Origin of the sequence: Microcoleus sp. PH2017_35_SFW_U_B (assembly GCF_020737865.1) — a bacterium.
Taxonomy (GTDB): Bacteria; Cyanobacteriota; Cyanobacteriia; order Cyanobacteriales; family Microcoleaceae; genus Microcoleus.
In genome coordinates, this window is record NZ_JAEQDE010000093.1 from 1 (window position 1) to 23542 (window position 23542).

Sequence of the window (23542 nt, forward strand, 5' to 3'; positions counted from 1 at the left end):
CTTTGAGGGACGGCTCCTTTGCTCTCTCTATCAATAGTGAGAGTATTGCTATCGCGTATGCCCTGTTTGTCCAGGGTTGTGCAGCGTAACACCGTCAGGAACAGGCAGTTAAAAGCCTCGACTGGGGAGAATTGACCGGGAAGCGAGACTCAAGCTCCTGACTTTAGGTATGGGGAAATTCGATAGCGGTTTCAACCGTCTTGAAGATTTCTTTAGGTATTTTTTACAGAGTTAATCAAAAGTTGATGTTATCATCAAAAATATCGAGTAAGAATAACCACCTGCGTGTTGAAACATCCTGAGTTGGGAGCAATCCCTGCAACGGGCATATTCGGCCCATATCCGAAACAGCTCTCATTGCGAATAATGGCAGGATGTTGAGCCTACCGTACCTGTTGGCTAGTGATGGCAGGACGAAATAAAAAAAAACAAAAGTATACGGAATGTTTGAAGAAATTCAAACTGAGTTAGTAGCGGTGGCTTGATAACGCCGAAGACAAGCCCGACTTTGGACTATTCAAGAATCCCCGTCTATGACTCGGGTTCGGGAGTATCAAAAGTTTGATTAAATGGATATGTTAACGATTATTTTTGCAAAAACGCTTTTTTTATCCGATCGCTCGTGCCATCTCAAAAAGCTCCCAAAATTGACTTAAACGATGAGTACCCGTGCCCTTGCCGGCGCCGCGGCCGTCTCGTACCCATAACGCTGACAGAAGCCTTTGGCTGCAACCGCTGTCAGCAAATATTTGTATTGGAGGAAAACGGACACGTCATCGAGCAACTATCAACGAACTATCCTTACAAGCAGGCTTGGCGGTGGACGGGGCACCAGTGGCACAGGGCACATCCGGGTTTGAAGGCGCACTACTTGCCGCTGGCCCTGGGGATGATTTTGGTGCCGCTATTGATTTGGTTGCCCCTGGCGCTGCACTCTCCGGGCCCGAATATTATTCTGTGGGCAATGGTCGCTGTGCTGTTAGCAATGCTGCCGGCGCTAATGGTATGGCTGGCTTACAGGCGTTAGTTAAATGATAATAGAGGATTTTAGTCATTCATCAGAGGGGGCCAATGTCGCCCGCCGCGCTTATCAGGCTTCTTTGGAATTGGCGGCAACCAAAAGTACGGATCGCGCTGCCGCTTTGCAGGCAATGGCGATCGCACTCAAACGCCGACAAAATGACATTTTAGAAGCCAATACTCTGGATTTAGAAGCGAGTCGCGACATGGCGATTCCCGACTTGATTGTGGACTGGCTGAAGCTGACGCCGGAACGGATCAAGACAACTGTCCAAATTTTGCAACGCTTGGGGGAAATGCCAGATCCAATTGGCAGGGTGATCAATGCTTCTTATCAAGTCGATCGCTGTCAGGTGTACTGTCAATCGTTGCCGCTGGGGGCGATCGCGCTCATTTACGAGGCGTTTCCCGAGTTGGGGGCGATCGCGGCCGGTTTGTGTCTCAAAAGCGCTAACAGCTTGATTCTCAAAGGTGGCAGCGAAAGCTGGCAAACTAATGCTGTAATTGGAGAAGCTTTGGTTTCGGCGATCGATGAGGTCGGTTTGCCGTCAGGATGTTTGCAGGTATTGCCACCGGATCGGGGCGCTTCGATCCGCGATTTGGTCACTCAAGACCAATATCTCAATTTAATTATTCCCTACGGCAGGCCGAGTTTGGTACAGCAAGTGGTGAGGCTTTGTACAGCACCGGTGTTGCGATCGGCAATGGGCAATTGTTACCTTTATTGGTCGCCGACTGGTAGCTTGGAGATGGCAAGGTGGATGATTTTGGACAGCCATCAAAGTGTGCCCGATCCGGTAAACGCGATCGAGAAAGTATTGATCGATCGCAACCAAAAGCATTCTTCCTTAGTCAGGCTGTGGAACAGTTTAAAAGAAAAAGGCTTTCAAATTACCGCAGATGCGGATCTTGTCGCAGATTTCCCAGACTTGAAGCTGGCGGAACCCTACGAGTGGACTCAACCGTATTTAAACAAAACCATCGCGTTTAAAGTTGTTGATAGTTTGGAAATTGCGATCGGCTGGATTAACCGCTACAGCAGCGGCCACGCTGACGCCATCGCCACTGAATCTTATTTAGAAAGCCGCCAATTTGCTCTGGATGTGAACAGCGCCTCAACTTTTATTAATGCCTCCCCTCGGTTTTGGCGCTATCAAAATCGGGGAGATGCAATTTTTCTGGGAATGTCCAACCAAAAAGGCTATCGTCGGGGATTGATAGGGCTAGATACGCTGACAACAATTAAAGAAATTGTTCAAGGTAACGGAGAATTTTAACTGAGTTATCTTTGGCAGTTTTCCTGTTGAATTTATACCAATTATAGCCGTTATCAAAAAGATGAGGTATGAATGATATAGCCTTTCTCAAAAAGGTGAGGTATGACTGACAGGTTATATAACCACTGAAATTAAGAGGGCCTTCTTCCCAACAACGTCCGCGAATCTTTCGCTTGATCCGCTATAGCTTACATAACCGCTTAAACGTATAGGGCCTTCTTCCCAACAACGTACCCATCTTTCGCTTGATCCGCTATATACAAAATATTGCTACTACCGAAATTAGAGCATCTCATCTTTATGCCAAGGGCACAGTATGGTTTCCAGCCGGAGTTATGCAAATGACAGATAATTTATCGACAATCAATAATAATTGATATCAATATTTTTTTAAATAGGTATTAATTTAAGTATATATAGCCCAATACGGTTTACTTAAGATTGTCCGAAGATAGGAACGTTAGCTTTTGCGATCTTTTATGAAAGCAATCTCCGTATCTATTTTTCAGAGGATTTTACCCCAGGGCGCTATATCAGTAAACCGTATTGGTATATAGCCTTTCTCATAAATATGAGGTACTCATGGGCATTGGCCGAAGCGAAGCGGAGATATTGGGCAGTTTTTTACACCAAATATGATTTTAAAATTGTCTATATCGCACATATAAACATCATCACAAAATGATTTAATGAAACCAATTTATCGGCAAATATGATATACTAATAAATGTCAAAAAAACAATCTGACTAACATTTTGGTGTGATTAGCAAACAATGAATTCAGAAAAAATGCTCATTTCTTTAGACGAGACTGTCGATCGCGAAACGCTAATTCACCAATCGGCTTATGTTAAAAAATTGCGTCCGCTGCTGCCACCAAATGCTTTTGAACCAGATCCTAGCAAATTAACAATCCTGTTAATCAATCTGGGAATTTTATTGCTGGGATGGGGAATTGCTGACTACCTCGATCGCTGGCCTGTCTACCTTTTAGGGCTTTACTTGCCTTTGGCTGCGATTATGGGCAATAGTATCATAGTTTTGCTATTTAGCTCCCACGATCTGATGCACGGCAGCGTTCAGAAAAAATCCCGGCTGACTTATTCGATCGCCTTTTTAGGCCTAAGTATGCTATTGATGCCACCTACTCAGTGGAAATCGCTGCACAACCTCGTACACCATAGTACCACCAATTCCTTAGCAGACCCCGATCGCAATTACCTGTTCCAGCAACCGGATACTTGGGGAAAATGGATTCAAAATCTATTTGTACCGTCGGTGGAAGTCAGTCCCCTGTGGTTCATTGTAGGCATGGCTGGATCGTGGTTGGTGCACAATTTCCGCAACGTGTCATCGGTATTGTTATTCAACGATAAATCTGTGGATTACGTGCCCGCTGCGTTTACCGTTAGTCCGAAAGATCGATTGACGATCGCCTTGGAATCTCTCGGAATCTTGGGAATCCATCTAGGGATCTTGTTTTACCTAGACTTTAACCCGATTAAAGTTGCTCTTGCCTACATTTTGCCGATCGCACTGGGTCACGCAGGCACAATGTTTTACATCTATACCAACCACATGGGTTGCCGGATGACCAACATTAATGACCCGCTGATCAATACTACTTCCCTGCGGGTTCCTAAAATATTTGACCTGCTGCACTTAAATTTCTCTTACCATACAGAACACCACATTTTCCCTAGCATTAACTCCAACTATTACCCGATGGTGCAAGAGTTGTTAAACGTTCACTATCCCAATCGAATGAATTTAATCGATGCTGGGGAAGCTTGGCGGTTGCTGATGGAAACGCCCCGGCATTATAAAGATGAAGTCACCTTCACTGATTCGTTGGGAAAAATGTCGGTAAATAGCAGTATTATCGAAGAATATAAGCGCTAATTTAACGATGTCAAAAATCCGTAGGTATGCAGTGCACACCTACGGATTTTAGATAGTTATATGATGTCGGAAAATTGAGCTTATAGTGAAAAATTACTGAATTTTAGCAGCGGTTTTTCACGCGAATTAGGTATTAGATACTGATGCTATTGATCACTAAAGAAGGTTTGAGAGCAATATATGGCACTAATCGCTTTTTATTGTTCAGATCTATCTTCTGTTCTGCCACATTCAAATCTTGCTGGAACTGTCTGACTAACTGTTGGATCGGAGTACCTTCAAAAACTTCGTCGAAGGTGGCACGATAGAGTTCTCGGAAAGATTTATCATAATAACCCAAACGATCGTATTTATAAGCTGACAGAGTAAACAAAATTTGCAGTTGTTCGGCAGTTTTTTTGTAGGGCGGAAGCAACTGTAAAATTTTCATTTCCGTAATTACTTCGGGAGTCTCTGACTTGTTAATCGCCGGAATATCGCGGTAGGCAGCCAAAGGCATATTGGCAGCAAAACTCATGTATTGATGCTGGGTATAATTCACAGCAGAATGCTGCGGCCCGCAGGTAAAAATCACTGTTGTGACAATATCAATCAATTGTTCAACATCCTCAATGCGCTGTGGCATTCCTTTGACTTTACCCCCTTTCTCCGATGATAATTCTTGGGCCCAGCGTTGCAGTTCGGTATCATCGGTAAGTTTCTGCTTTGTCGGGTAAAAGTATTTGAGATAGCCGGAGACAAAGGTTTTAATCGCGTTCCACAGCAGCAATCCATCATCTCGGTAAGGGTAGTGAGGTAGTTGAGTTGTGTTGTCCATTCCGCGATTTTTGAGTTCGGTTGGGAAGGCAAATTGATCCAGACTCCAGTTAGTGCAGGCTTCTCTACCTATCTCTATTGTCTCTGGCAAGGTTCCTGCCAGCAACTCATCGACGGGACCTCCAGGGGCGATCAACTGGTTGCGTGCGAGATTGTTGTTGGTCAACATGAAGCGAAAGTGGGGTTTGAGCAATAAGCTGAGGGGATGATTTTCAGCTAACTGTCGCGCTGTGACGATCGCAATTGGTTCCATAACTAGATGGGTTCGACCTAAATGCGAACTCATTTCGTGGTGATTGGCATCTGCTACTTGCACGCAGAGTTTGGCAAATAACCAATTGAGTGGCGGATCAGACGGCGTGTAGACACGGCTGCCCGGTTTGGGGTCTAGTTGGATCGCAATGGGTACCAGTTCACCGCGATCGCGCACTCCAGTCCACCGCCAAGCGAAGAAAGCACGAGGTTTCGGCAAGTATTTCCTGCCCTTTTCGTAGGTGCCTCCCTGAATTCGAGAAGGTGCGCGATAGTTTGGATCTGTACCTGTGTAGTCGGCAATGTAAATACTTTTTTCCCGTAACAGTTTGGGGAGTTCCAATAATGGCTGCTTGCTGTCCAGTTTTGTGATGATTTCTGCCCGAGGATCGGTGGCACTTAAGAGACGAAGTACCATCGGATTTGCCCCAGACAACCGCTGTTCGGCAAAAGAGCGATCGGTTTGGTAAGCCTTGGCAACTTGAGGCAACCGCAGTACGGGAAAGAAGTCTTCATAATCTTGGAGTTCGTCGAGAGGATCTAGAAAAGATCTCGCCCGGACTGCCAACATATTTACAGCAAGTTCAGAGGTTGCTATTATGCGTTCTCCAATATAATCGCTTGAAAAATTCTCATTCGCTGGCACGGTTTTCAATAATGCCAAAGGTGATAAACTGTTATAGTCAAACTGGTAAGCTTGTTGCTCGCGACTTAAGAAATCGCTGCGCTTTTGTTTATTCGCATCGTCTTGGGGAAGGGAAGGTTTCATGATTTTCACCATTTATCAAATTTTACCCTTGTTTTTTAGTAACATATAGGTAAAAATTACCATAAAACGAGGATGGGATGAACTAAGTTTTGTGACGGTCTAAGAGACCTTGATACAATCATAGTTCGCAGATAGGTAATGGCGATCCGGACAGTTTCGACTTATGTTGCTGGTACCAGTCGCCGATTTCCAAGCACGGGGATTTTGGGATGCTCAGTCAAGCTTCATCCCGCACTCAAATCCATAGACCAAAGCGAAAGTTATCCTAATTCAAATAATCTCTGCAACAGTAGGTTTGGTTTTTCTTCAGGATATGATAATTTTTATTGCTGCTAAAGCTGATATGATGAACATGATTGTTCGACCAAATGTATGAAGTCTTCGAGTTTAAGCAAGGTTAATATTTCAACGCGGTTTCTGTCTCACGAATTAGCCGAACCGTTGAAACAAGCGCTACAGGATAAAACCCTTGTACCCGAGGAAGCAGCGACATTACTAGCAGCAGACGAACAGCGCGCCATTCCTGCTATTAGCAAAAATGCAGCGTTGATCCAGGAAATTCAACATCGGGTGCAGGGGTTGCCATCTTTCCATTCCCTGCTACAGGGCGATAGCCGAAACTTGACACATATTCCCGATGAAAGCGTGCATCTGGTAGTCACATCACCCCCGTACTGGAATTTAAAAGAATATCTTAAAAACCCAAACCAGCTTGGGGAAATAGCAGACTACGAACAGTTTTTGCAAGAGCTCGATCGAGTATGGGAGCAAATATGGCGCGTTTTAGTCCCCGGCGGACGGCTGGTGATTGTGGTGGGCGATGTCTGTGTTGCGCGCCGGCGTTTTGGCAGACACATGGTATTTCCCCTGCACGCCAGCATTCAGGAAAACTGCCGCCATCTGGGATTTGATAACCTCGCACCGATTATCTGGTACAAAATCGCCAATGCTTCCCTAGAATCAGCAGGAAATGGCACCAGTTTTCTCGGTAAACCCTACGAGCCCGGAGGTGTCATCAAAAATGACATCGAATTTATCCTAATGCAGCGCAAACCGGGTGGCTACCGCAGTCCCAGCCTGACAGCACGGGTATTGTCCGTAATACCGGAAACTCTGCACCGGCAGTGGTTTCAACAAATTTGGCAGGATATCAAAGGCGCTTCCACCAAGCAACACCCCGCCCCGTATCCTTTGGAACTAGCAGAAAGGCTGGTGCGGATGTTTTCGTTTGCGGGGGACACGGTACTTGACCCGTTTATGGGGACGGGCACAACTTGCGTCGCCGCGGCCAACTGGGGACGCAACAGTATTGGGGTAGATGTTGAGCCAAATTACCATCAAATGGCGCTGAAACGGATGCAAGAAACCTATGGCTTGCGCGTAGTCTATGAGGGATTGATGGCGGAGGTTGTCGAATGACCGGACAGTCGCCCATCATCCCCAATGATGTGTTCCGGGAAGCGGTGCAGGGCTTCTGGGATACCCGAATTGCTCAAGCACAAGCCCAGGTGCTAGCAGGCAAAGTAGATCGAGGCGATCGTAGCGCGGTGACAGGAGGCAAACAGATGGACGGTTTCATCCTCACCCTGACGAATTTCCTGCTGGCTGCGGGTGTTCCCCAAAACCACATCCACGTTAAGAAAAGCCTAACTGTCATACCGGGCTTTTTTCGGCCGACGAAGATGTATGATTTTCTAGTTTTAGACCCAGAAAAGCGGCAACTCAAGGTAGTCATCGAGTTGAAAAGTCAGGTTGGCAGCTTTGGCAATAACTTCAACAACCGCACAGAAGAAGCAATGGGGGCGGCTCTCGACATCTGGACAGCTTACCGGGAAGGAGTGTTTGGCGAAGCACCTGCGCCACCGTGGTTAGGATATCTGTTTGTTTTAGAAGACAGTCCGGCCTCGCGCGCATCGGTGCAGGTTGCCGAACCGCATTTCGCGGTTTTGCCGGAGTTTAGAGGAGCAAGCTATGCTCAACGCTACGAACTTTTTTGTCAGAAGATGGTGCGGGAAAGGCATTTCACGGCTGCTTGTTTTTTAGTGACAAATCGCGAACAGGCTGCACAAAATCCCAACTATACGGAGCGATGTTCAGACTTGTCGGCTGCCAATTTTTTGCAGCAGCTTATTCGGCACGCGCTCTAGAGTAGTTAACAGATTTTGCATTACTGAACTTGAGTATGAATATACATTTTTTAGTCTTTGCCGAAAACAGATTTTTTGCGCCTTTGAGTCTTTCTGTAGAAGTTAATTCATATCATTTCCGGTCGATTACCTTAACAAAAATGGTTGGTAGTGCGGACTTCAGTCCGCATTTTAAGAGCGGACTGAAGTCCGCACTACGAACCTTGTTTATTGCGCTACCGGACATGATGTTAATCAGCAATCGCGCATTGTCAAATTTTACAATTTATTCTTCGTTTTCACCCGCATATACAGCTCTTCCATCGCCTCAATAAATGAACCATCTTTATGCCAAAACGGCGGAAAATCTCCCTGCTTTTTCACCACGATCGCACTTACGCCACTTTGCACCCCCACATCAATCGTCTGCGGCAACCGCTTCGCACCGTGCCAAAACTCTCTCAGGCTGACAGTTTGCGCTTCATTGGCGATCGCCTGCGTGTAATAGGAATCCACCGCCACAGGGGCCGCTGCATCCGCCGTCAACTCGGCAGAAAGCGCCAAGCCCAAAGGCGTTTTTGCCAATTCGCGGTGCAGCACTTCCTTAGAAAGCCCCCGTAATTCAAACAGCAAAAATGGATCTTTGTCCAATTCGGCCGCCACCAGATAATAGACTCCGGCAATATGTTTGCAGGGATTGCTATAGTCTGGGCAAGAGCAAGTGGTTTTAAAGTCCTCACGGCTGCTGGGTAACAGGTGCAATCCGAGGGGTGAGAAAGCCTTTTCAATGTTGTCGGGCATTTCGTTGAGCAGCAAGCGGGAAATGAAGCTGGCTTTTGATGCCATTTGGGCGATCGCCAATTTCCACTTTTCCTGACTAATCGGCTCAAACTCAATTTTAGTTTTGTACAGCGGCTCCTTATAAACCCCAAAATAAGGATTAACCGAACCCCTGACTTCTGCCATCACTAAGCCATCATTCATTTTAAAGCTCTTTACCTTACCATTTCGTGCATAGGAACGTCCCCGCCCGAGACGCCCAGAATCGGTAAATCTTTCCAACGCGCTGATAAATTCATTACCCCACCAAGTCCGAGTAAATTGTGACATATTTTTGATTTTATCCTAATCTAAAACTGCATTTTTATTGAGCCTAATTAACTTTTTAAATGCCTCATTATCCAACTCAGTCAGCCACGATTCATCAGCACCAATAATTGAACCTGCCAATTTCTTTTTGTCCTCAATCATTTGGTCAATCTTTTCTTCCAAAGTGCCAATTGCCACAAACTTATGCACAAACACATTTTTTTCCTGTCCAATCCGAAACGCCCGATCCGTCGCCTGATCTTCCACCGCCGGATTCCACCAGCGATCGAAATGAAATACATGATTGGCTTTTGTCAGGGTAATTCCCACACCGCCGGCCTTCAGTGATAGAATAAATACCGAAGGTTCTGATTCTGGATCTTGAAACTCTGAAATCATCCGTTCCCGTTTTTCGCGACTCGTTCCCCCGTGGATGTAATAAGTGTTGTAATGTAGCGTGTGTTTGATGTATTTTTCTAAAGCGCTTCCCAATTCGGTAAACTGCGTAAACACCAATAAACTTTCGCCTTCGGCTTTGACTTCCTCAATCATCTCGATCAGCCGTTCCAGTTTGTGCGATCGCTCTGGTGTAAACTCACTTTCATCCTGCAAAAACTGGCGGGGATGATTGCAAATTTGCTTCAACTTCAGCAGCGTCGCCAAAATCATCCCCTTACGCTTCATTCCTTCAGCCGCATCAATTTCTTGCTCTACCTCTTTCACAATGGCTTCATAAAGCGAAGCTTGCTCGCGGGTGAGATTGCAGTAGAGCTTTTGCTCAACTTTGTCGGGGAGATCCTGAATAATGGACTTATCGGTTTTCAGACGGCGCAGGATAAAAGGTTCTACTAATTTTTTGAGCGCGGCTGATTGCGTGCGACTCCCATGTTTTTGAATCGGTAATTCAAACATTTTCCGAAACTGCGCCTCTTTTCCCAAATATCCGGGATTGAGAAAATTAAAAATTGACCATAAATCTAACAAGCGATTTTCTACAGGTGTTCCAGTCAATGCTAGTCGATGGGTAGCGGGTAACTTTAAAATCGCCTTGGTTTGCGCCGCTTTCGGATTTTTAATATTCTGCGCTTCATCAATTACCAGCCGATGCCACGCTACGCTGCTCAACAGCTTCTCATCTTTGCGCGCCAAGGTAAAGGAAGTAATCAACATATCACAATCTTGGACGGCGGCTTTAAATGCTTTGGCATCTTGCAAGCGTTGAGGGCCGTGGTGAATCAGCGATCGCAATTCTGGAGCAAATTTTTCCATTTCCTTCTGCCAGTTGCCGACTACGGAAGTGGGCGCAATTAGCAGCGTGGGTAAAATCTGATTTTCTGTCCCTTTTTTTGTCTTCTTTTCCGTTCCTTGTTCCGTCTCTTTGCTAGTGGATAAAACTTCTCTTTCTTGCAATAATCGAGCAATTACCTGCGCCGATTTACCCAAACCCATATCGTCGGCAAGACAGCCATTTAATCCCAAACTTTCCAAATAACTCAACCAAGAAACACCGCGCTTTTGATAATCCCGGAGTTTGCCTTGAAACCTTACTGGATCTGCAATTAACTCTAACCTACTCTTATCGTGCAGCTTCTCCAACATATCCGATAAAGCCCGATCGCGCTCCACCTCCAAATCTTCACTAGCTTCTCCTTCTGCCGTCAACTTCATAAAGTCAATCAAGCTGACATCGGGATTCTCTTCGCGATGTTTTTGCCAAAAATTTAGCATCTCCTGCATTTTATCTTTGTCCAGTTCCATCCATTGTCCTCGGAACTGTACCAACGGCGTTTTACTATTAACTAACGCCTGCCATTCTTGTTCGCTAACTCGTTCGCCTCCGATCGCCAATTCATACTGATATTCCACCAAGGAATCTGCCGAAAACAATCCCTTGCCCTTGATTGCAGCGCTTTTGCTGCCCTTCCCTTTGACTTGCAGGCGAATCTTTGCCCGTTGTCGTCCCTTCGGCGTCCACCAAGCGGGGACAATGACTTTATATCCGGCATCTTCTAATACCCAAGCGGACTCGCTGAGGAAGGTAAAAGCATCGTCTACGTTGAGGGAAATGTGAGCGGGTTTGTCGGTTTCTAGCCCCTGCCAAAGTAGGGGATAAATCCGCGCAGCGTAGCCGAGATTTGTTAGCAAATGTTGCTCAAAGTTGTCGCCGAATTGTGTTTGCAACTGTTTTTGTTGAGTCGATCGCGATCGCCAATAATCCTGCAACGGCACCCGCAGAGAGGGGTCTTTTTTTGCGGCTACCTGAAACTCTAAAACCCAAGGCTGTTCGGGGTTTTCGGGGGATTGTAATTGAAAGCAGAGGGAGAATGAGTCAGCAGATTGATTGCGCGTAATGCGATCGCGCCAGGTTTGCCATTGCCGGTATTGTTCAAGGCTGACTCGCGCGATTTTTCGTGTTTGGTTGAGGCAGATTTGCAGTAAAGAATCGGCAATTTTATTCTCAAACGATGCTGGGATGGGGGTTTGAGTGACAATTTCGGCGATCGCACATTCTGAAAAATTACGCAGCAATGTTTCGCGATCGTAGAACTTTGGTGTATCTTGTAGCTGCATCTTCCGAAAACCGGACGCGCAAACTAAAGGCATCCATTCAACATAGCGTTGTAACTCTGTTTCGTACTGCGCTGAAACAATTTCCCATCCCGGATAAATCTCAAAGCTGGGTGCAATTTTGGCAGGTGTTTTTGGAGCTTTTGCAGTCTTTGCGGTTGTTTTTGTTTCACCCGCTTTCTTGCGCCCGCGCGTGGCTTTCTCAGCGGGTTCCGATGTTTCGATGGGTGCGATCGCGATCGGAGCAGTTTCTCGGTAGCGCAACGCTGGAATATAATGATCTTTCAGAACAATTTGCTTAAAAAATTGGGTGTAGTGATACCAAAACAGCAAATCTGAACCAAACTGAACTTCTGCTAAATCGTAGAGGGCAAAAAAATGCAAATCGTTCAATACTTTAGTCAAAGTGTGGGTGGCGATGGACACACAATCGACTTCCCAATACTCCAACTCAAATGTTTCGGGTAATTCTGTCTCTAAATATCGCGCTAACTCTAAAGATGGTAACGGCTGGTTATTGGCAGTGGGGAGTAAAAAGTACCGAGGGGCGATCGCATATTCTAGTCCCATCCCACTTGTATTGCTGACTGGTGGCAGTTGAATCCCGGCTTCTTTCGTTAGAAACTCTGTTAACTCTGCCGTCTCCAATTGTCGGGGATGAACCTTAGCAGGCTGTTTTTTTATTTCAGTGGTTTCAACCCAAATATAAAACGTTCCAGCTTGAACAAAACTCTCTTCTGTTTGAGGAATCCAAGTGCCGTGGAGGATTTTCATAGGTTATACCAAACGCAACCTTTGGCATCGTATCATATCATAAGTTAGTCAAAAAATAGGAAGTACGGTTGAAACCTGGTTTATACAAACAATGTCTGAGCTCAGAGGGACTAAAGATAATAACGTAATTTTACCGCGCTATCTTTAACCTGCGTCGGCAGGTTTTGCCTGTATAGACGCGGTTTCAACCGCCGAGTCGTCTTTAACCTGCGTCGGCAGGTTTTGCTTGTATAGACGCGGTTTCAACCGCCGAGTCGTCTTTAACCTGCGTCGGCAGGTTTTGCTTGTATAGACGCGGTTTCAAACGCCGAGTCTTCTTACACATCTAGAAAATCTCAGTTAAATCCAACACAAAACCGGGCAGTACATCTTCACCTGAGACAGTTCGAGGTGCATCTAAAATTTCTACTTCTTTACCTTGACGGGAGATTTCTACTTGCCGATTTTTGCGATCGAGCAACCAGCCCAAACGAGCTCCATTTTTCATGTACAATCTCATTTTAGCTCGCAATTTTTCTAGGGAATCGGTAGTCGATCGCAATTCCACCACAAAATCGGGACAAATTGGTGCAAATTTCTCTTTTTCTTCGGAAGTTAAAGCATCCCATCTGTCGCGCCGAATCCAAGCAGCATCGGGAGAAATATCAGTACCATCTGGCAGTTTAAATCCGCTAGAAGAATCAAACGCAATTCCCAAATGTTTATTTTGACGGCTCCAAGATTGAAGTTGATAGGATAAGTCAATGTTGCGATTACCAGTCTCGCTACCAGTAGGCGACATAATAATTAATCCTCCACTAGAAGTACGCTCAAATCTCAAATCTCGGTTTTCTTGACACAAATTAAAAAATTGTTCGTCAGTTAGATCAATTGTCAATTCTAGGGGAGAAGATAAGGCTATCGTTGGAACTTCCATCGGTTTCTCCAAATATCAAGTAAGGTCAAATATTCTGGTAAAAAACTTGAATTCAAGTCAATATTAGATTTTTACCTAGGGTGCATCTGGGTTTTGAAGAGGGCGAAGCATGACCGCATATAAGTTATTAGTTATAATCTCCTATTTTCTGCGGTCATGCTTCGCCCCTACACACATATTTGCCAAACCCAGATGCACCGGTTGCCATAATACTAACTTGGAAGTTTTAACCGCAGATGAACGCAGATGAACGCAGATGACAATTAACTTTCTGTATAACCTTGCATATTTTCCGGTTCAAACTGCTGCAAAACATCAGCAGCTTTCTCGGTTAAAGCGTCAGTACCTTTAACTGCAATCAAAAATTTGCCCGCATTCAAACGGTTGCGATAGGGCAAAGCATCGCCGCTACCAAAAGCCATTCCTCCCGCACCGCCGACAAAAACGCTGCCCATTCCGGCCGCGATCGCACCTAGCACTCCGCCGATCGCGTGATCGCCAATTTCGCCCGCCCATGCAAAAGTCTTTAACTCTGTCATCAAGCTGAAGGTAACGCCGGCAATAAAGCCAAACGGTATCAGCCAAACAGCCATGAGTTTAGCTTGTTTCTTTGCTTGCTGGTTGGGATCGATTAAGCCAAATTCATCAGCAGTTTTGTAGCCGCGTCCCAAAATGCTGACTTGCTTCATGGGTAAGCCTTCTTTTTCGAGGGCGCAATAGGCAGCTTCGGCTTGCATTCGATCGGGCAGTACGGCGATAAGATAATTCATCAAAATAATTCCTGATAGTTAGGCTTCAATATCCGGAATTTATTATAGCCTGAAAAGACTTGCTAGCTAAGCAATTGGGCGTTTTTAAGACGATCGCCCAGGACGATCGCCCGCAAAGGTAAAATATTTCACGCAAAAATGACCGACCTTGACCGAATACGGATACAATTCAAACTGCACAAAGGCAAGCTTGAGCTGAGCTGTTAGATTCTGCTCTAAGTCATAAGTCTCAACTTTGAGCTCGCCAACAGGGCTATTTTTACTATTGCACTCAATTGCTTGCTATGCCTAAAGTTCTAGTATCCGATCCGATCGACCAAGCCGGAATTGACATCCTCTCCCAAGTCGCACAAGTTGACGTAAACACAGGACTCTCAGCCGAAGAGCTCGTGCGAATTATTCCAGATTACGATGCTTTAATGATCCGTTCTGGCACCCAAGTTACCAAAGAAATCATTGAAGCCGGAAATCTACTAAAAATCATCGGTAGAGCGGGCGTTGGCGTAGATAATGTCGATGTACCCGCCGCTACCCGCAAAGGAATTGTAGTCGTCAACTCCCCCGAAGGCAACACGATCGCAGCAGCCGAACACGCGATCGCCATGATGCTCTCGATGTCCCGCCACATCCCCGAAGCCAACGCCTCTGTAAAAAGCGGTAAATGGGAGCGCAACCGCTTTATCGGCGTAGAAGTTTACAAAAAAACCCTCGGTATCGTCGGTTTGGGCAAAATCGGCTCCCACCTCGCCACCGCAGCCAAAGCAATGGGCATGAAACTGCTCGCTTACGATCCCTTCATCTCTACTGAAAGAGCCGAACAGTTGGGCTGCCGCTTGGTAGAGCTCGAACTGTTGATGCGCGAATCCGACTACATCACCCTGCACATCCCCAAAACGCCGGAAACTCTGCACTTAATTAACGCTGATGTGCTGTCAAAGATGAAGCCCACGGCCCGGATCATTAATTGCGCCAGAGGTGGCATCATCGACGAAGCAGCCCTGGCAGAAGCTATCAAATCAGGCCAGATCGCCGGTGCAGCGATCGATGTTTACGAACATGAGCCGCTGGAAGCTGATTCTCCGTTGCGAAATGTCGGCCAAAACATCGTGCTGACGCCTCACTTGGGAGCTTCTACGGCTGAAGCTCAGGTGAATGTGGCGATCGACGTTGCCGAACAAATTCGTGATGTGCTGTTGGGACTGCCGGCGCGATCGGCTGTTAACATCCCAGGAATTTACCCAGACTCGATCGAAAAACTCAAACCCTACCTGCAACTCGCCGAAACCCTCGGCAACCTCGTCAGCCAGCTAGCCGGAGGCCGAGTCGATTACCTCAACGTCCAACTCCAAGGCGAATTGGCCAGCAACCAAAGCCAGCCCGTAGTCGTCGCCTCCCTCAAAGGCCTGCTCTCCCAAGCCCTGCGAGAGCGCGTTAACTACGTCAACGCCAGCATTGAAGCCAAAGAACGCGGAATTCGCGTCGTGGAAACCAGAGACGCCTCAATTCGCGACTACACAGGCTCTCTACGCCTCTGTGCTAAGGGAACTCTCGGCGAACACACAGTCACGGGTGCAGTCCTCGGCGAAAGCGAAATTCGGATTACCAGCGTTGACGATTTCCCAGTCAACGTTTGCCCGACGCACCATATGCTGTTTACCTTGCACCGCGATATGCCGGGGATTATTGGAAAAATTGGTTCCCAATTGGGCAGTTTTAATGTCAATATTGCCAGTATGCAAGTAGGCCGTAAAATCGTGCGAGGCGATGCAGTGATGGTTTTGAGCCTTGATGACCCTCTACCAGAGGGTATATTGGCTGAAATTATGAAAGTTCCTGGGATTCGGGATGCTTACACGGTGAATCTTTAAAGGATTTTAGATTTTTCAGGTTCCCCAATCTAAAATCTAAAATCGTTAAACGGTAACTCTTTGAAAGATTTTGGAGTTTAGGTTCCCACAATCTAAAATCTAAAATCGTTAAACGGTAACTATTTGAAGGATTTTAGATTTTAGGTTCCCACAATCTAAAATCTAAAATCTAAAATCTAAAATCGTTAGACGCTAACTCTTTGAAGGATTTGGGGGGTTTAGATTTTGGATGCAAGGACTGAATAATTGGTAATAAGTGATTGGTCATTGTTAATTGGCAAAAAAGTTGGAATTTTTCTATTAGTCAATCGTCATTTCTCACTCTTCAGTTCCCAGTATCCAGTTCCTGACGGGCGAATCTAAAATCTAAAATCTAAAATCTAAAATAGTCATGGCACATAGCTGGTGGGAAATTAGAATTCTTTGCGATCCGGCGCTGGAAGATATCATCTTTTGGCGCCTGGAACGGTTTAACTGTCGGGGAACTGCCACTCAGATTAAAAGCAATTCCTGCCTGATGTCGGCTTATTTGCCCGAGGAACAAGCGGGATTGTTGGATTTGGCGGCCCTGTCTTTGTGGCTGCGGCAAGATGCTTTGTGTGCGGGTTTGCCCTTACCTGCGATGCAGTGGGATTTGATAGAGGATGAAGACTGGGGGAGCACTTGGAAGCAGCAGTGGCAGCCTCAAGAAGTGGGCGATCGCTTTTTAATTAATCCGGCTTGGCTTCCCCCACCGACTGATACCGATCGCGTAATCTTGCGTTTAGATCCCGGTGTTGCTTTCGGTACGGGTGCTCACGCTACGACTCAACTCTGTCTGGAGTCGCTGGAAATGCGCCTCGGTTTTGACGACAAAGAATGTGTAGTTGCTGATATCGGCTGCGGATCGGGTATTTTGTCGATCGGCGCGGTGTTGCTGGGCGCCACAAAGGTTTATGCTCTGGATACAGATCCTTTGGCAGTGCGATCGACCATCAGCAACCGACAACTCAACCGCGTTAACCCGCAGCAGTTGGTGGCAGAACTCGGAAGTATCGATCGGCTGATCGAAATGACGGGCGGCCCGATCGACGGTTTGATGTGCAATATTTTAGCCGAAGTAATCATTGATTTAATCCCGCAGTTCACCGCCATTAGCAAGCCCACAACTTGGGCAGTTCTCAGCGGCATTTTACTCGAACAAGCCAAACCAATTGCAGACACTCTCGAACAACACGGTTGGATTGTCGCTACTCTGTGGAAGCGCGAAGATTGGTGCTGTTTTAATATTCGGCGCAGTTAACAATTAGAAATTGGGAAATTGTTAAAGATCGAGATATCGCTTGAATCGATCTGAAATGTCTTTTTCTATTTTAATGTAAGTGAAATATGAGGAAGCGACCTGCACGCGATCGCTCCCCCTTAGTATTACTTGCGATCGCGCAAGTGCAGGCTTGTTAGTTTGCTTGTGTCTGTTTCACTCTGCTCATCTTTCTGTAACGCTGCCAGGATTTGAAAGCAAAACCGGAGCAGAAAGAGCAAAAATCCTGCATGGGGATTGAGCCAAGTAGCAATGCCTACCATAGCAAACTCGATTACCTTAAGCCATTTCTTTTTGTTGTTGCCAGACATCGCTTAGACCTCTTGTGAATTGCATAAACCCACTGTCCCAAGAGGATTTGAGAGATTTCATCCAAACATTAGGCTGACTTTGGCTGACTTTGACTGACTTGTCTCCAAGAATCGCAAAGTAGTGGCTAGAATAGCTGTAAAGCTTTAATTTCAATCAATGCAGTCATTCCCGCGTGAGTTTCTTGCCAAACTAGCTAAGAAGTATGACCTCTCTCCTGAACAAGAGGAAGCTTTCGTTGCACGTTTTAGTGGCAAGGAAAGTAATTTAGAGATTGCAGAAACTATGTTTATCTCGGAATCCGCATTTGGAACCCGGATGAACGGAGTGTATAGAAAGTTCAGCATAGGTGGTAAAGGACCGGGTAAACTCCGAAAACTGCACGATTTCCTACTGAATGAATATCAGAAATCAAACTTTTCTGAAACTTTATGTTTCAGCAACAATGTAAGTGGGATTGATGAGTTGGTGGAAGAGATGCGCCAGCGCATTCGTCCAATCATTCAAGAACGTTGTGGCACGATGCGCGTGTTAGACATGAACCAACCAATCGGACTTAACGACATTTATACCCACGTCAACATTCTAGAAAAAATTACTGGACGCAAACGACTACAGCTTTCTCAACTACCACAACAAGTTTCACCACAAGAGTTCGATCGCTTTAGCCTTGGATCTGTTAAAGAGCAGCGTGTTCCGGGATTAAAAGCTATTGAAAAACACAACAAACTGATGATCCTTGGAAAACCAGGTGCAGGAAAAACTACTTTCCTCAAGCATTTGGCAATTCAATGTATTGGCAGCGTACTCCAAGTTCATCGCGTTCCTATTTTCATCACTCTCAAAGATTTTGCTGAAGCTGATGGACAACCAGACTTGATATCATACATTAATTCATTAATTTCGTCTCCCGCAGAAATCAAAAATTTTTCATCCTTACAAACTCCAACACCCACTCAACAAATCTTAGAAAACGGACGCACTCTAATCTTCCTGGATGGATTAGATGAAGTGCGCGAAACTGATGCTAAGCGAGTCCTGCGCCAAATTCAGCAATTCGCCGATAACTACTCCCGCAATGCCTTTGTTATCACCTGCCGCATCGCTGCTCGCGAATACACTTTCCAACAGTTTACAGAAGTTGAAGTTGCCGATTTTGATGATGTTCAGATTGCCGACTTCTCCAAAAAATGGTTTCACTGCAAACAGGATGCAGTCAAAGCAGATCGCTTTATCCAAAAACTGATAGAAAACTCACCTATCTACGAACTGGCAAGCAATCCATTGCTGCTTACTCTGCTTTGCTTAGTGTTTGAAGATTCTGGTGATTTTCCCGCCAACCGTGCCGAACTCTATCAAAACGGGGTAGATGTGTTGCTAAAAAAATGGGACATCAAACGCAATATCGATCGCGATGAAGTCTACAAAAAGTTGTCCCTGAAACGCAAAGAAGACTTACTCAGCCAGATTGCCTATCGTACTTTTGAAGCTGGAAATTACTTCTTCAAGCAAAAAGGTATTGAGCTTCAAATCCGCGAATTCATTGAAAACCTACCCGGAGCTAGCACTGATGAGCAAACCCTCGATCTAGACAGTGAAGTTGTCCTAAAATCTATTGAGGCACAGCATGGCTTATTTGTGGAACGCGCCCGTAGCATCTATTCCTTCTCGCACCTAACGTTCCATGAATACTTTACTGCAAAATATATTGTTGCTCAATGCAATTTTTCATCAATAGACGATCCAATACTGAATAAATTAGTAGAACGTTTGACAGAAGTTCGCTGGCGTGAAGTTTTTTTGTTAACTATTGAAATGCTTGCAGAATCAACTACATTTCTGTTGTTGATGAAGAGAAAAGTCGATTCTATAATGTCTGTCGATATTGCCTTGCAAAACTTTCTGTATTGGGTATATTTAAAATCTTTAAAAATCAACGATGATTTTTATCAGCCTGTTGCTCTCAGAGTTTTTTACTTTAGTCTTGAATGTGTTTACGGATTGCATATTTTTTATGAAGATGAACCTATAGATTTAATGGATAAATTTAGAATTTCGCGTGATGGAATGGAAGGTATTTTTAGTTTAGACTTCGATGTAGCATTATATCGACTATTTAGTTTTAGTAACTGCTGTTGGTTCTCACCGAAAAATGCGCTCGCCGATCTTGTAAATGATATAGTTCAGCACTACCAGCTCAGCTATTCATTAAAAAATGACATGGAAGCACTTATAAAATATCTGCCTGATTTCCCAGATCCTAAAAAAAACGAACAAAAATTTCAGAAAATTTGGACAAGTGTACAATCGACTTGGACTGAGCAGCTAAGAAAAATAATGATTAAATATCGTGGATTAGGTTGTGATTGGCAGTTCAGCGAACAGCAGATTGAAATGATTAAAGAATACTATGATGCTAATAATTTTTTACTAGATTGCCTCAATAGCGATTGCTACGTTAGCCGTAGTGTGCGAGAAGAAATTGAGGAGAATTTATTGTTGCCGATCGCAGAAATTGAAAAACGCAAACGCGAAGAATCAGAATAGATCGATCGCTCCTGGTATTGGTTTGCGATCGATTATTCAGCAAGCCCTAACTAGACATTCCAGATCGCCTCTTTCTGGATTTGATATCGCGTTCGATCGAGTGCAATAACGGTTTGTATTAGATCGACTTCATAAAATAGCACTATAAATCTCTAGCGCTTCTCACGCTTGATGAGGTACAGCAGAACCTTTGAATTTCAGGATATAATTCCACACTACAGAAAACTAATTTTAATTATAGACCGCACGTAAAACAACACATATCCAATTAAATAAAAACAATTAACTAAAATCAACAATCCCTTGCCAACATAAGAGTTAATCAAACCAAAAACATGATAGGATGACAGCAACACTAGCAACATTTCAACAAAAGAAACGATCGAGCCGTAGTGATTTCTATCCCAATAAGAAAGCGGGCTGATAAAACGGTAATTACTGAACGGGAAAAAGTGTCGGTGAGCGTCGTCATTATGCACTGGCAAATCTCCCAAAGAGTGCAGAATCATGCTCAGAAACAAAATTTGCACGCTTTGCCAGCCAAAATAATAAGCAATTACCCAGCCGATCGCAGCTAGGGGGATAGAATGAAACAAAGCCACAATATTCTGGACAACAGGCTCGTAATATGCTTTTGACCAAATTGTAGCTTCCGGCAAGCGAGCAATGTACTTCGCCCAAAAGTAAAATAAAAATATCGGGATATCGGGTAAGATTCCGCCGATCGCAATAATCAGATTAAATTGCGGCTGTTGCGGTTTACCCAGAATAGCTAGATTGATAATCGCGTGACTGGGAGTTTTCATAGGTAGGGTGCGTCAGCTACGACAATTTTGTTGATAATGTATCAGATATTGGCTGACGCACCAAGCCTGTGAGATAATCGGCGGTGGTTACAAATGAGGTTGCAGTCGATCGATCAACTGCGCCGGTTGCAATACTCCCTCAATGCGATCGACCTCAACACCATTTTTGAACAGCACCAAAGTCGGCAAAGCATAAATGTGAAACTGCGACGCCAACTGCTCGTACTTATCCGTATCAATCTTAACAACCATGAGCTTATCTTTCGTCTGACCGCTCACCTGCTCCAAAATCGGCACCATCATCTGACAAGGCCCGCACCAAGTAGCATAAAAATCTACCAGTACAGGCAAATCAGAGCTCGATAGTAACTCTTCAAAACTGTTGAACTGTTTTTGAACTGCCATCTTAAAAATGTGGTAAAGGGACGCCCATTATACCCGAAGGCTTAACGAGTAGGGAATTGTGACAACTGAACTCAATAAGTCAGTATAAATTTTTTTGGTTCTGGATCGATTTTAAGGCAGAATTCTGTGAGCATAGATTTTGAGGACAGAATTATGGAATTATTGCCAGAGACATATCAGCGATTGCAGGGACAAGTTGCCGTTGTCACCGGTGCGTCGCGGGGAATTGGGCGGGCTTGCGCTTTAGCATTCGCAGCAGAAGGCGCTAAAGTCGCCGTGAACTATGCCAGTTCAAGCGCTGCGGCTGATGAGGCGGTAGCAGAAATTATTGCAGCGGGCGGAGAAGCTGTGGCCCTTGCAGCAGATGTCTCCAAAACTGACCAAGTGGATGCACTCATCAGTAATGTCATGGAAAAATGGGGACGAATTGACATTTTGGTGAACAATGCCGGCATCACCCGCGATACTTTGCTGCTGCGGATGAAGCTAGAAGATTGGCAAGCAGTGATTGATTTGAATCTCACCGGCGTATTTTTGTGTACAAAAGCTGTCAGCAAAATCATGTTGAAACAGCGCAGCGGCCGAATTATTAATATTGCTTCGGTTGCCGGCCAAATGGGAAATCCCGGACAAGCTAATTACAGTGCGGCGAAAGCTGGAGTCATTGGATTTACTAAAACTGTGGCGAAAGAATTGGCAAGTCGCGCGATTACTGTGAATGCAGTTGCACCGGGTTTTATCACCACAGATATGACAAAGGATGTCAAATCTGACGAGATTTTAAAGTACATTCCGCTGGGAAGATACGGCGAAGTTGAGGAAGTTGCGGGGATGGTGAAGTTTTTGGCGGCGGATGCGGCGGCGGCTTATATTACCGGGCAAGTTTTTAATGTCGATGGCGGCATGGTGATGGCTTAGATTTGGGAATTTTTAACCGCAGATGCACGCGGATGAGCGCGGATGTCTGCGGTTATGAATTTATTTCAAATCTCTGTAGGTTGCTTGTCGGTGCACCTTCCCCGATTCGACAACCTTCTTACTTTGACAAAACTCTTCAAATAGTTCAAAAAAACTATTTAAAGCATCTTTCTCATCCTGAGAAAAAAAGAGAATTATATTCGCCCATGATTGAGATGAATCAATATTGAATTTTTTCTGTATCCATTCTTGAAAGCCATCTAGAGCGTTTTCTTCTTTTAGAGGTACGCCAAGCTGATACTGTGCCACATTGTATCCCGACAAGAAAGCCTGAAGACAACTAATTGACACCTTGCCCAAATAGACTGAAGGTTTATTCTTGATTTTTTTGAGAAGCTCGGAGAGATTATCCATACAAACTATCCCGTTGAATACTTGAGTCTAACAATACTTATATTCTCAACTCTATCTAATATTATTTATAAAAACTCTTGCTACACGACAATTGTTGCGCGGAGTGAGACACTTTAGTCTCATGTGTAAGGTGCGGATCTGTAAAATTGTCGCTTTTTCGGGTGCATCTGGTTTTTGAAGAGGGCGAAGCATGACCGCATATAAGTTATTAGTTATAATCTTATATTCACTGCGGTCATGCTTGGGAGCATCCCGGTTTTGAAAAAGCCTCAAATAGCCAAGAGATCGTTGAGGTAAGCACAACGAAGTTTTAGCATCTTGTTATGACATTTTTTTCAACCATTGAGCTCCCGAAATTTTCAACCTTCTATCTATTTGTTTGACAGCCGATTCCACCGCTCCCGAGCCTATGGAACAAATCTTGTCTGATGATAATTGCTCATAATTCAATACGGTTTACTTAAGGTCGAACAAGTGGTACACTAAGTATGATGTATAAAAAAGTAAATCAAGTATAGTGCCGTACAAAAAATTATTATTAGAATCTCCCAAGCTAAAAAGTAGCGAGATATTTAAAGCAATAGAGGTAGCGGTTCCATCAACAGAAATAGAAGCAGCTATTCTCAAAGCCAAAGCCAAAGAAAAACGGCATCGTGGGCTACCATCACAACTGGTAGTGTGTCTAATCATAGCAAT

General features: G+C 44.9%; 18 protein-coding genes and 1 pseudogene. 9 read left to right on the plus strand and 10 right to left on the minus strand.

Annotated elements, in window-relative coordinates; all coding sequences use genetic code 11:
- The first annotated feature begins 622 nt into the window (after window positions 1-622).
- From JGK36_RS24870 to JGK36_RS24880, 3 genes are all read left to right on the plus strand, one after another.
- Window positions 623-1027 carry a hypothetical protein gene (locus JGK36_RS24870; protein ID WP_293186361.1) on the plus strand — a complete coding sequence of 135 codons (405 nt, stop codon included), beginning with the start codon at window positions 623-625 and terminating at the stop codon, window positions 1025-1027.
- 4 nt (window positions 1028-1031) lie between these two features.
- Window positions 1032-2297, plus strand: coding sequence for a glutamate-5-semialdehyde dehydrogenase (locus JGK36_RS24875; protein ID WP_293186363.1), 1266 nt, complete (start codon window positions 1032-1034; stop codon window positions 2295-2297).
- 774 nt (window positions 2298-3071) lie between these two features.
- A complete protein-coding gene (locus JGK36_RS24880) occupies window positions 3072-4199 on the plus strand; it encodes a fatty acid desaturase (protein WP_293186365.1) in 1128 nt (375 codons plus the stop codon).
- Window positions 4200-4332: 133 nt separating this feature from the next.
- Here the strand turns inward: JGK36_RS24880 and JGK36_RS24885 are convergent, their stop codons facing one another.
- Window positions 4333-6036: a lipoxygenase family protein gene (locus JGK36_RS24885; protein ID WP_293198374.1), complete on the minus strand. Its 1704-nt coding sequence runs from the start codon at window positions 6034-6036 to the stop codon at window positions 4333-4335.
- 372 nt (window positions 6037-6408) lie between these two features.
- Between JGK36_RS24885 and JGK36_RS24890 the strand changes: the two genes are divergently transcribed.
- Together JGK36_RS24890 and JGK36_RS24895 are read left to right on the plus strand one after the other, a co-directional pair.
- A complete protein-coding gene (locus JGK36_RS24890) occupies window positions 6409-7455 on the plus strand; it encodes a site-specific DNA-methyltransferase (protein WP_293186369.1) in 1047 nt (348 codons plus the stop codon).
- A complete protein-coding gene (locus JGK36_RS24895) occupies window positions 7452-8183 on the plus strand; it encodes a PaeR7I family type II restriction endonuclease (protein ID WP_293186371.1) in 732 nt (243 codons plus the stop codon). The genes JGK36_RS24890 and JGK36_RS24895 overlap by 4 nt, the downstream gene beginning before the upstream one ends.
- A 258-nt stretch (window positions 8184-8441) precedes the next feature.
- On the opposite strand, the gene JGK36_RS24900 is transcribed toward JGK36_RS24895, so the two are convergent.
- The 4 genes from JGK36_RS24900 to JGK36_RS24915 all read right to left on the minus strand — a co-directional run bounded on the left by JGK36_RS24900 (window position 8442) and on the right by JGK36_RS24915 (window position 14279).
- Window positions 8442-9272, minus strand: a complete 831-nt coding sequence (locus tag JGK36_RS24900; RefSeq protein WP_293193640.1) for an SWIM zinc finger family protein — start codon at window positions 9270-9272, stop codon at window positions 8442-8444.
- Window positions 9273-9287: 15 nt separating this feature from the next.
- On the minus strand, window positions 9288-12593 hold the full coding sequence (locus tag JGK36_RS24905; protein ID WP_293186374.1) for a DEAD/DEAH box helicase: 3306 nt from the start codon (window positions 12591-12593) through the stop codon (window positions 9288-9290).
- A 325-nt stretch (window positions 12594-12918) separates the two neighbouring features.
- Window positions 12919-13509 (minus strand): Uma2 family endonuclease, encoded by a 591-nt coding sequence (locus JGK36_RS24910; RefSeq protein WP_293186376.1) that lies wholly within the window; start codon window positions 13507-13509, stop codon window positions 12919-12921.
- 263 nt (window positions 13510-13772) lie between these two features.
- Entirely contained in the window at window positions 13773-14279 is a 507-nt protein-coding gene (locus JGK36_RS24915; protein WP_293186378.1) for a hypothetical protein, read from the minus strand.
- Window positions 14280-14563: 284 nt separating this feature from the next.
- Between JGK36_RS24915 and serA the strand changes: the two genes are divergently transcribed.
- Window positions 14564-16147 (plus strand): phosphoglycerate dehydrogenase, encoded by a 1584-nt coding sequence (gene serA, locus JGK36_RS24920; protein WP_293186380.1) that lies wholly within the window; start codon window positions 14564-14566, stop codon window positions 16145-16147.
- Between the two features lie 391 nt (window positions 16148-16538).
- Entirely contained in the window at window positions 16539-17429 is an 891-nt protein-coding gene (gene prmA / locus JGK36_RS24925) for a 50S ribosomal protein L11 methyltransferase (RefSeq protein ID WP_293186381.1), read from the plus strand.
- A 125-nt stretch (window positions 17430-17554) separates the two neighbouring features.
- Here prmA and JGK36_RS24930 read toward each other — a convergent pair whose 3' ends face one another.
- Complete coding sequence (locus tag JGK36_RS24930) at window positions 17555-17758, minus strand: hypothetical protein (RefSeq protein ID WP_293193830.1); 204 nt, start codon at window positions 17756-17758, stop codon at window positions 17555-17557.
- A 157-nt stretch (window positions 17759-17915) separates the two neighbouring features.
- On the opposite strand from JGK36_RS24930, the gene JGK36_RS24935 reads away from it, so the two are divergent.
- A complete protein-coding gene (locus tag JGK36_RS24935) occupies window positions 17916-20303 on the plus strand; it encodes an NACHT domain-containing NTPase (protein WP_293186383.1) in 2388 nt (795 codons plus the stop codon).
- Window positions 20304-20518: 215 nt separating this feature from the next.
- Here JGK36_RS24935 and JGK36_RS24940 read toward each other — a convergent pair whose 3' ends face one another.
- Complete coding sequence (locus tag JGK36_RS24940; protein ID WP_293186384.1) at window positions 20519-21109, minus strand: hypothetical protein; 591 nt, start codon at window positions 21107-21109, stop codon at window positions 20519-20521.
- 87 nt (window positions 21110-21196) lie between these two features.
- Window positions 21197-21514: a thioredoxin gene (gene trxA / locus JGK36_RS24945; protein WP_293148879.1), complete on the minus strand. Its 318-nt coding sequence runs from the start codon at window positions 21512-21514 to the stop codon at window positions 21197-21199.
- A 153-nt stretch (window positions 21515-21667) separates the two neighbouring features.
- Between trxA and fabG the strand changes: the two genes are divergently transcribed.
- Window positions 21668-22432, plus strand: a complete 765-nt coding sequence (gene fabG / locus JGK36_RS24950) for a 3-oxoacyl-[acyl-carrier-protein] reductase (protein WP_293186385.1) — start codon at window positions 21668-21670, stop codon at window positions 22430-22432.
- A 60-nt stretch (window positions 22433-22492) separates the two neighbouring features.
- Here fabG and JGK36_RS24955 read toward each other — a convergent pair whose 3' ends face one another.
- Both JGK36_RS24955 and JGK36_RS24960 read right to left on the minus strand, forming a co-directional pair.
- Window positions 22493-22741 carry a hypothetical protein gene (locus JGK36_RS24955; RefSeq protein WP_293186386.1) on the minus strand — a complete coding sequence of 83 codons (249 nt, stop codon included), beginning with the start codon at window positions 22739-22741 and terminating at the stop codon, window positions 22493-22495.
- A gap of 374 nt (window positions 22742-23115) precedes the next feature.
- Window positions 23116-23299 (minus strand): annotated as a pseudogene (locus JGK36_RS24960) (ISKra4 family transposase); the annotation flags it as partial.
- Window positions 23300-23542: the final 243 nt, after the last annotated feature.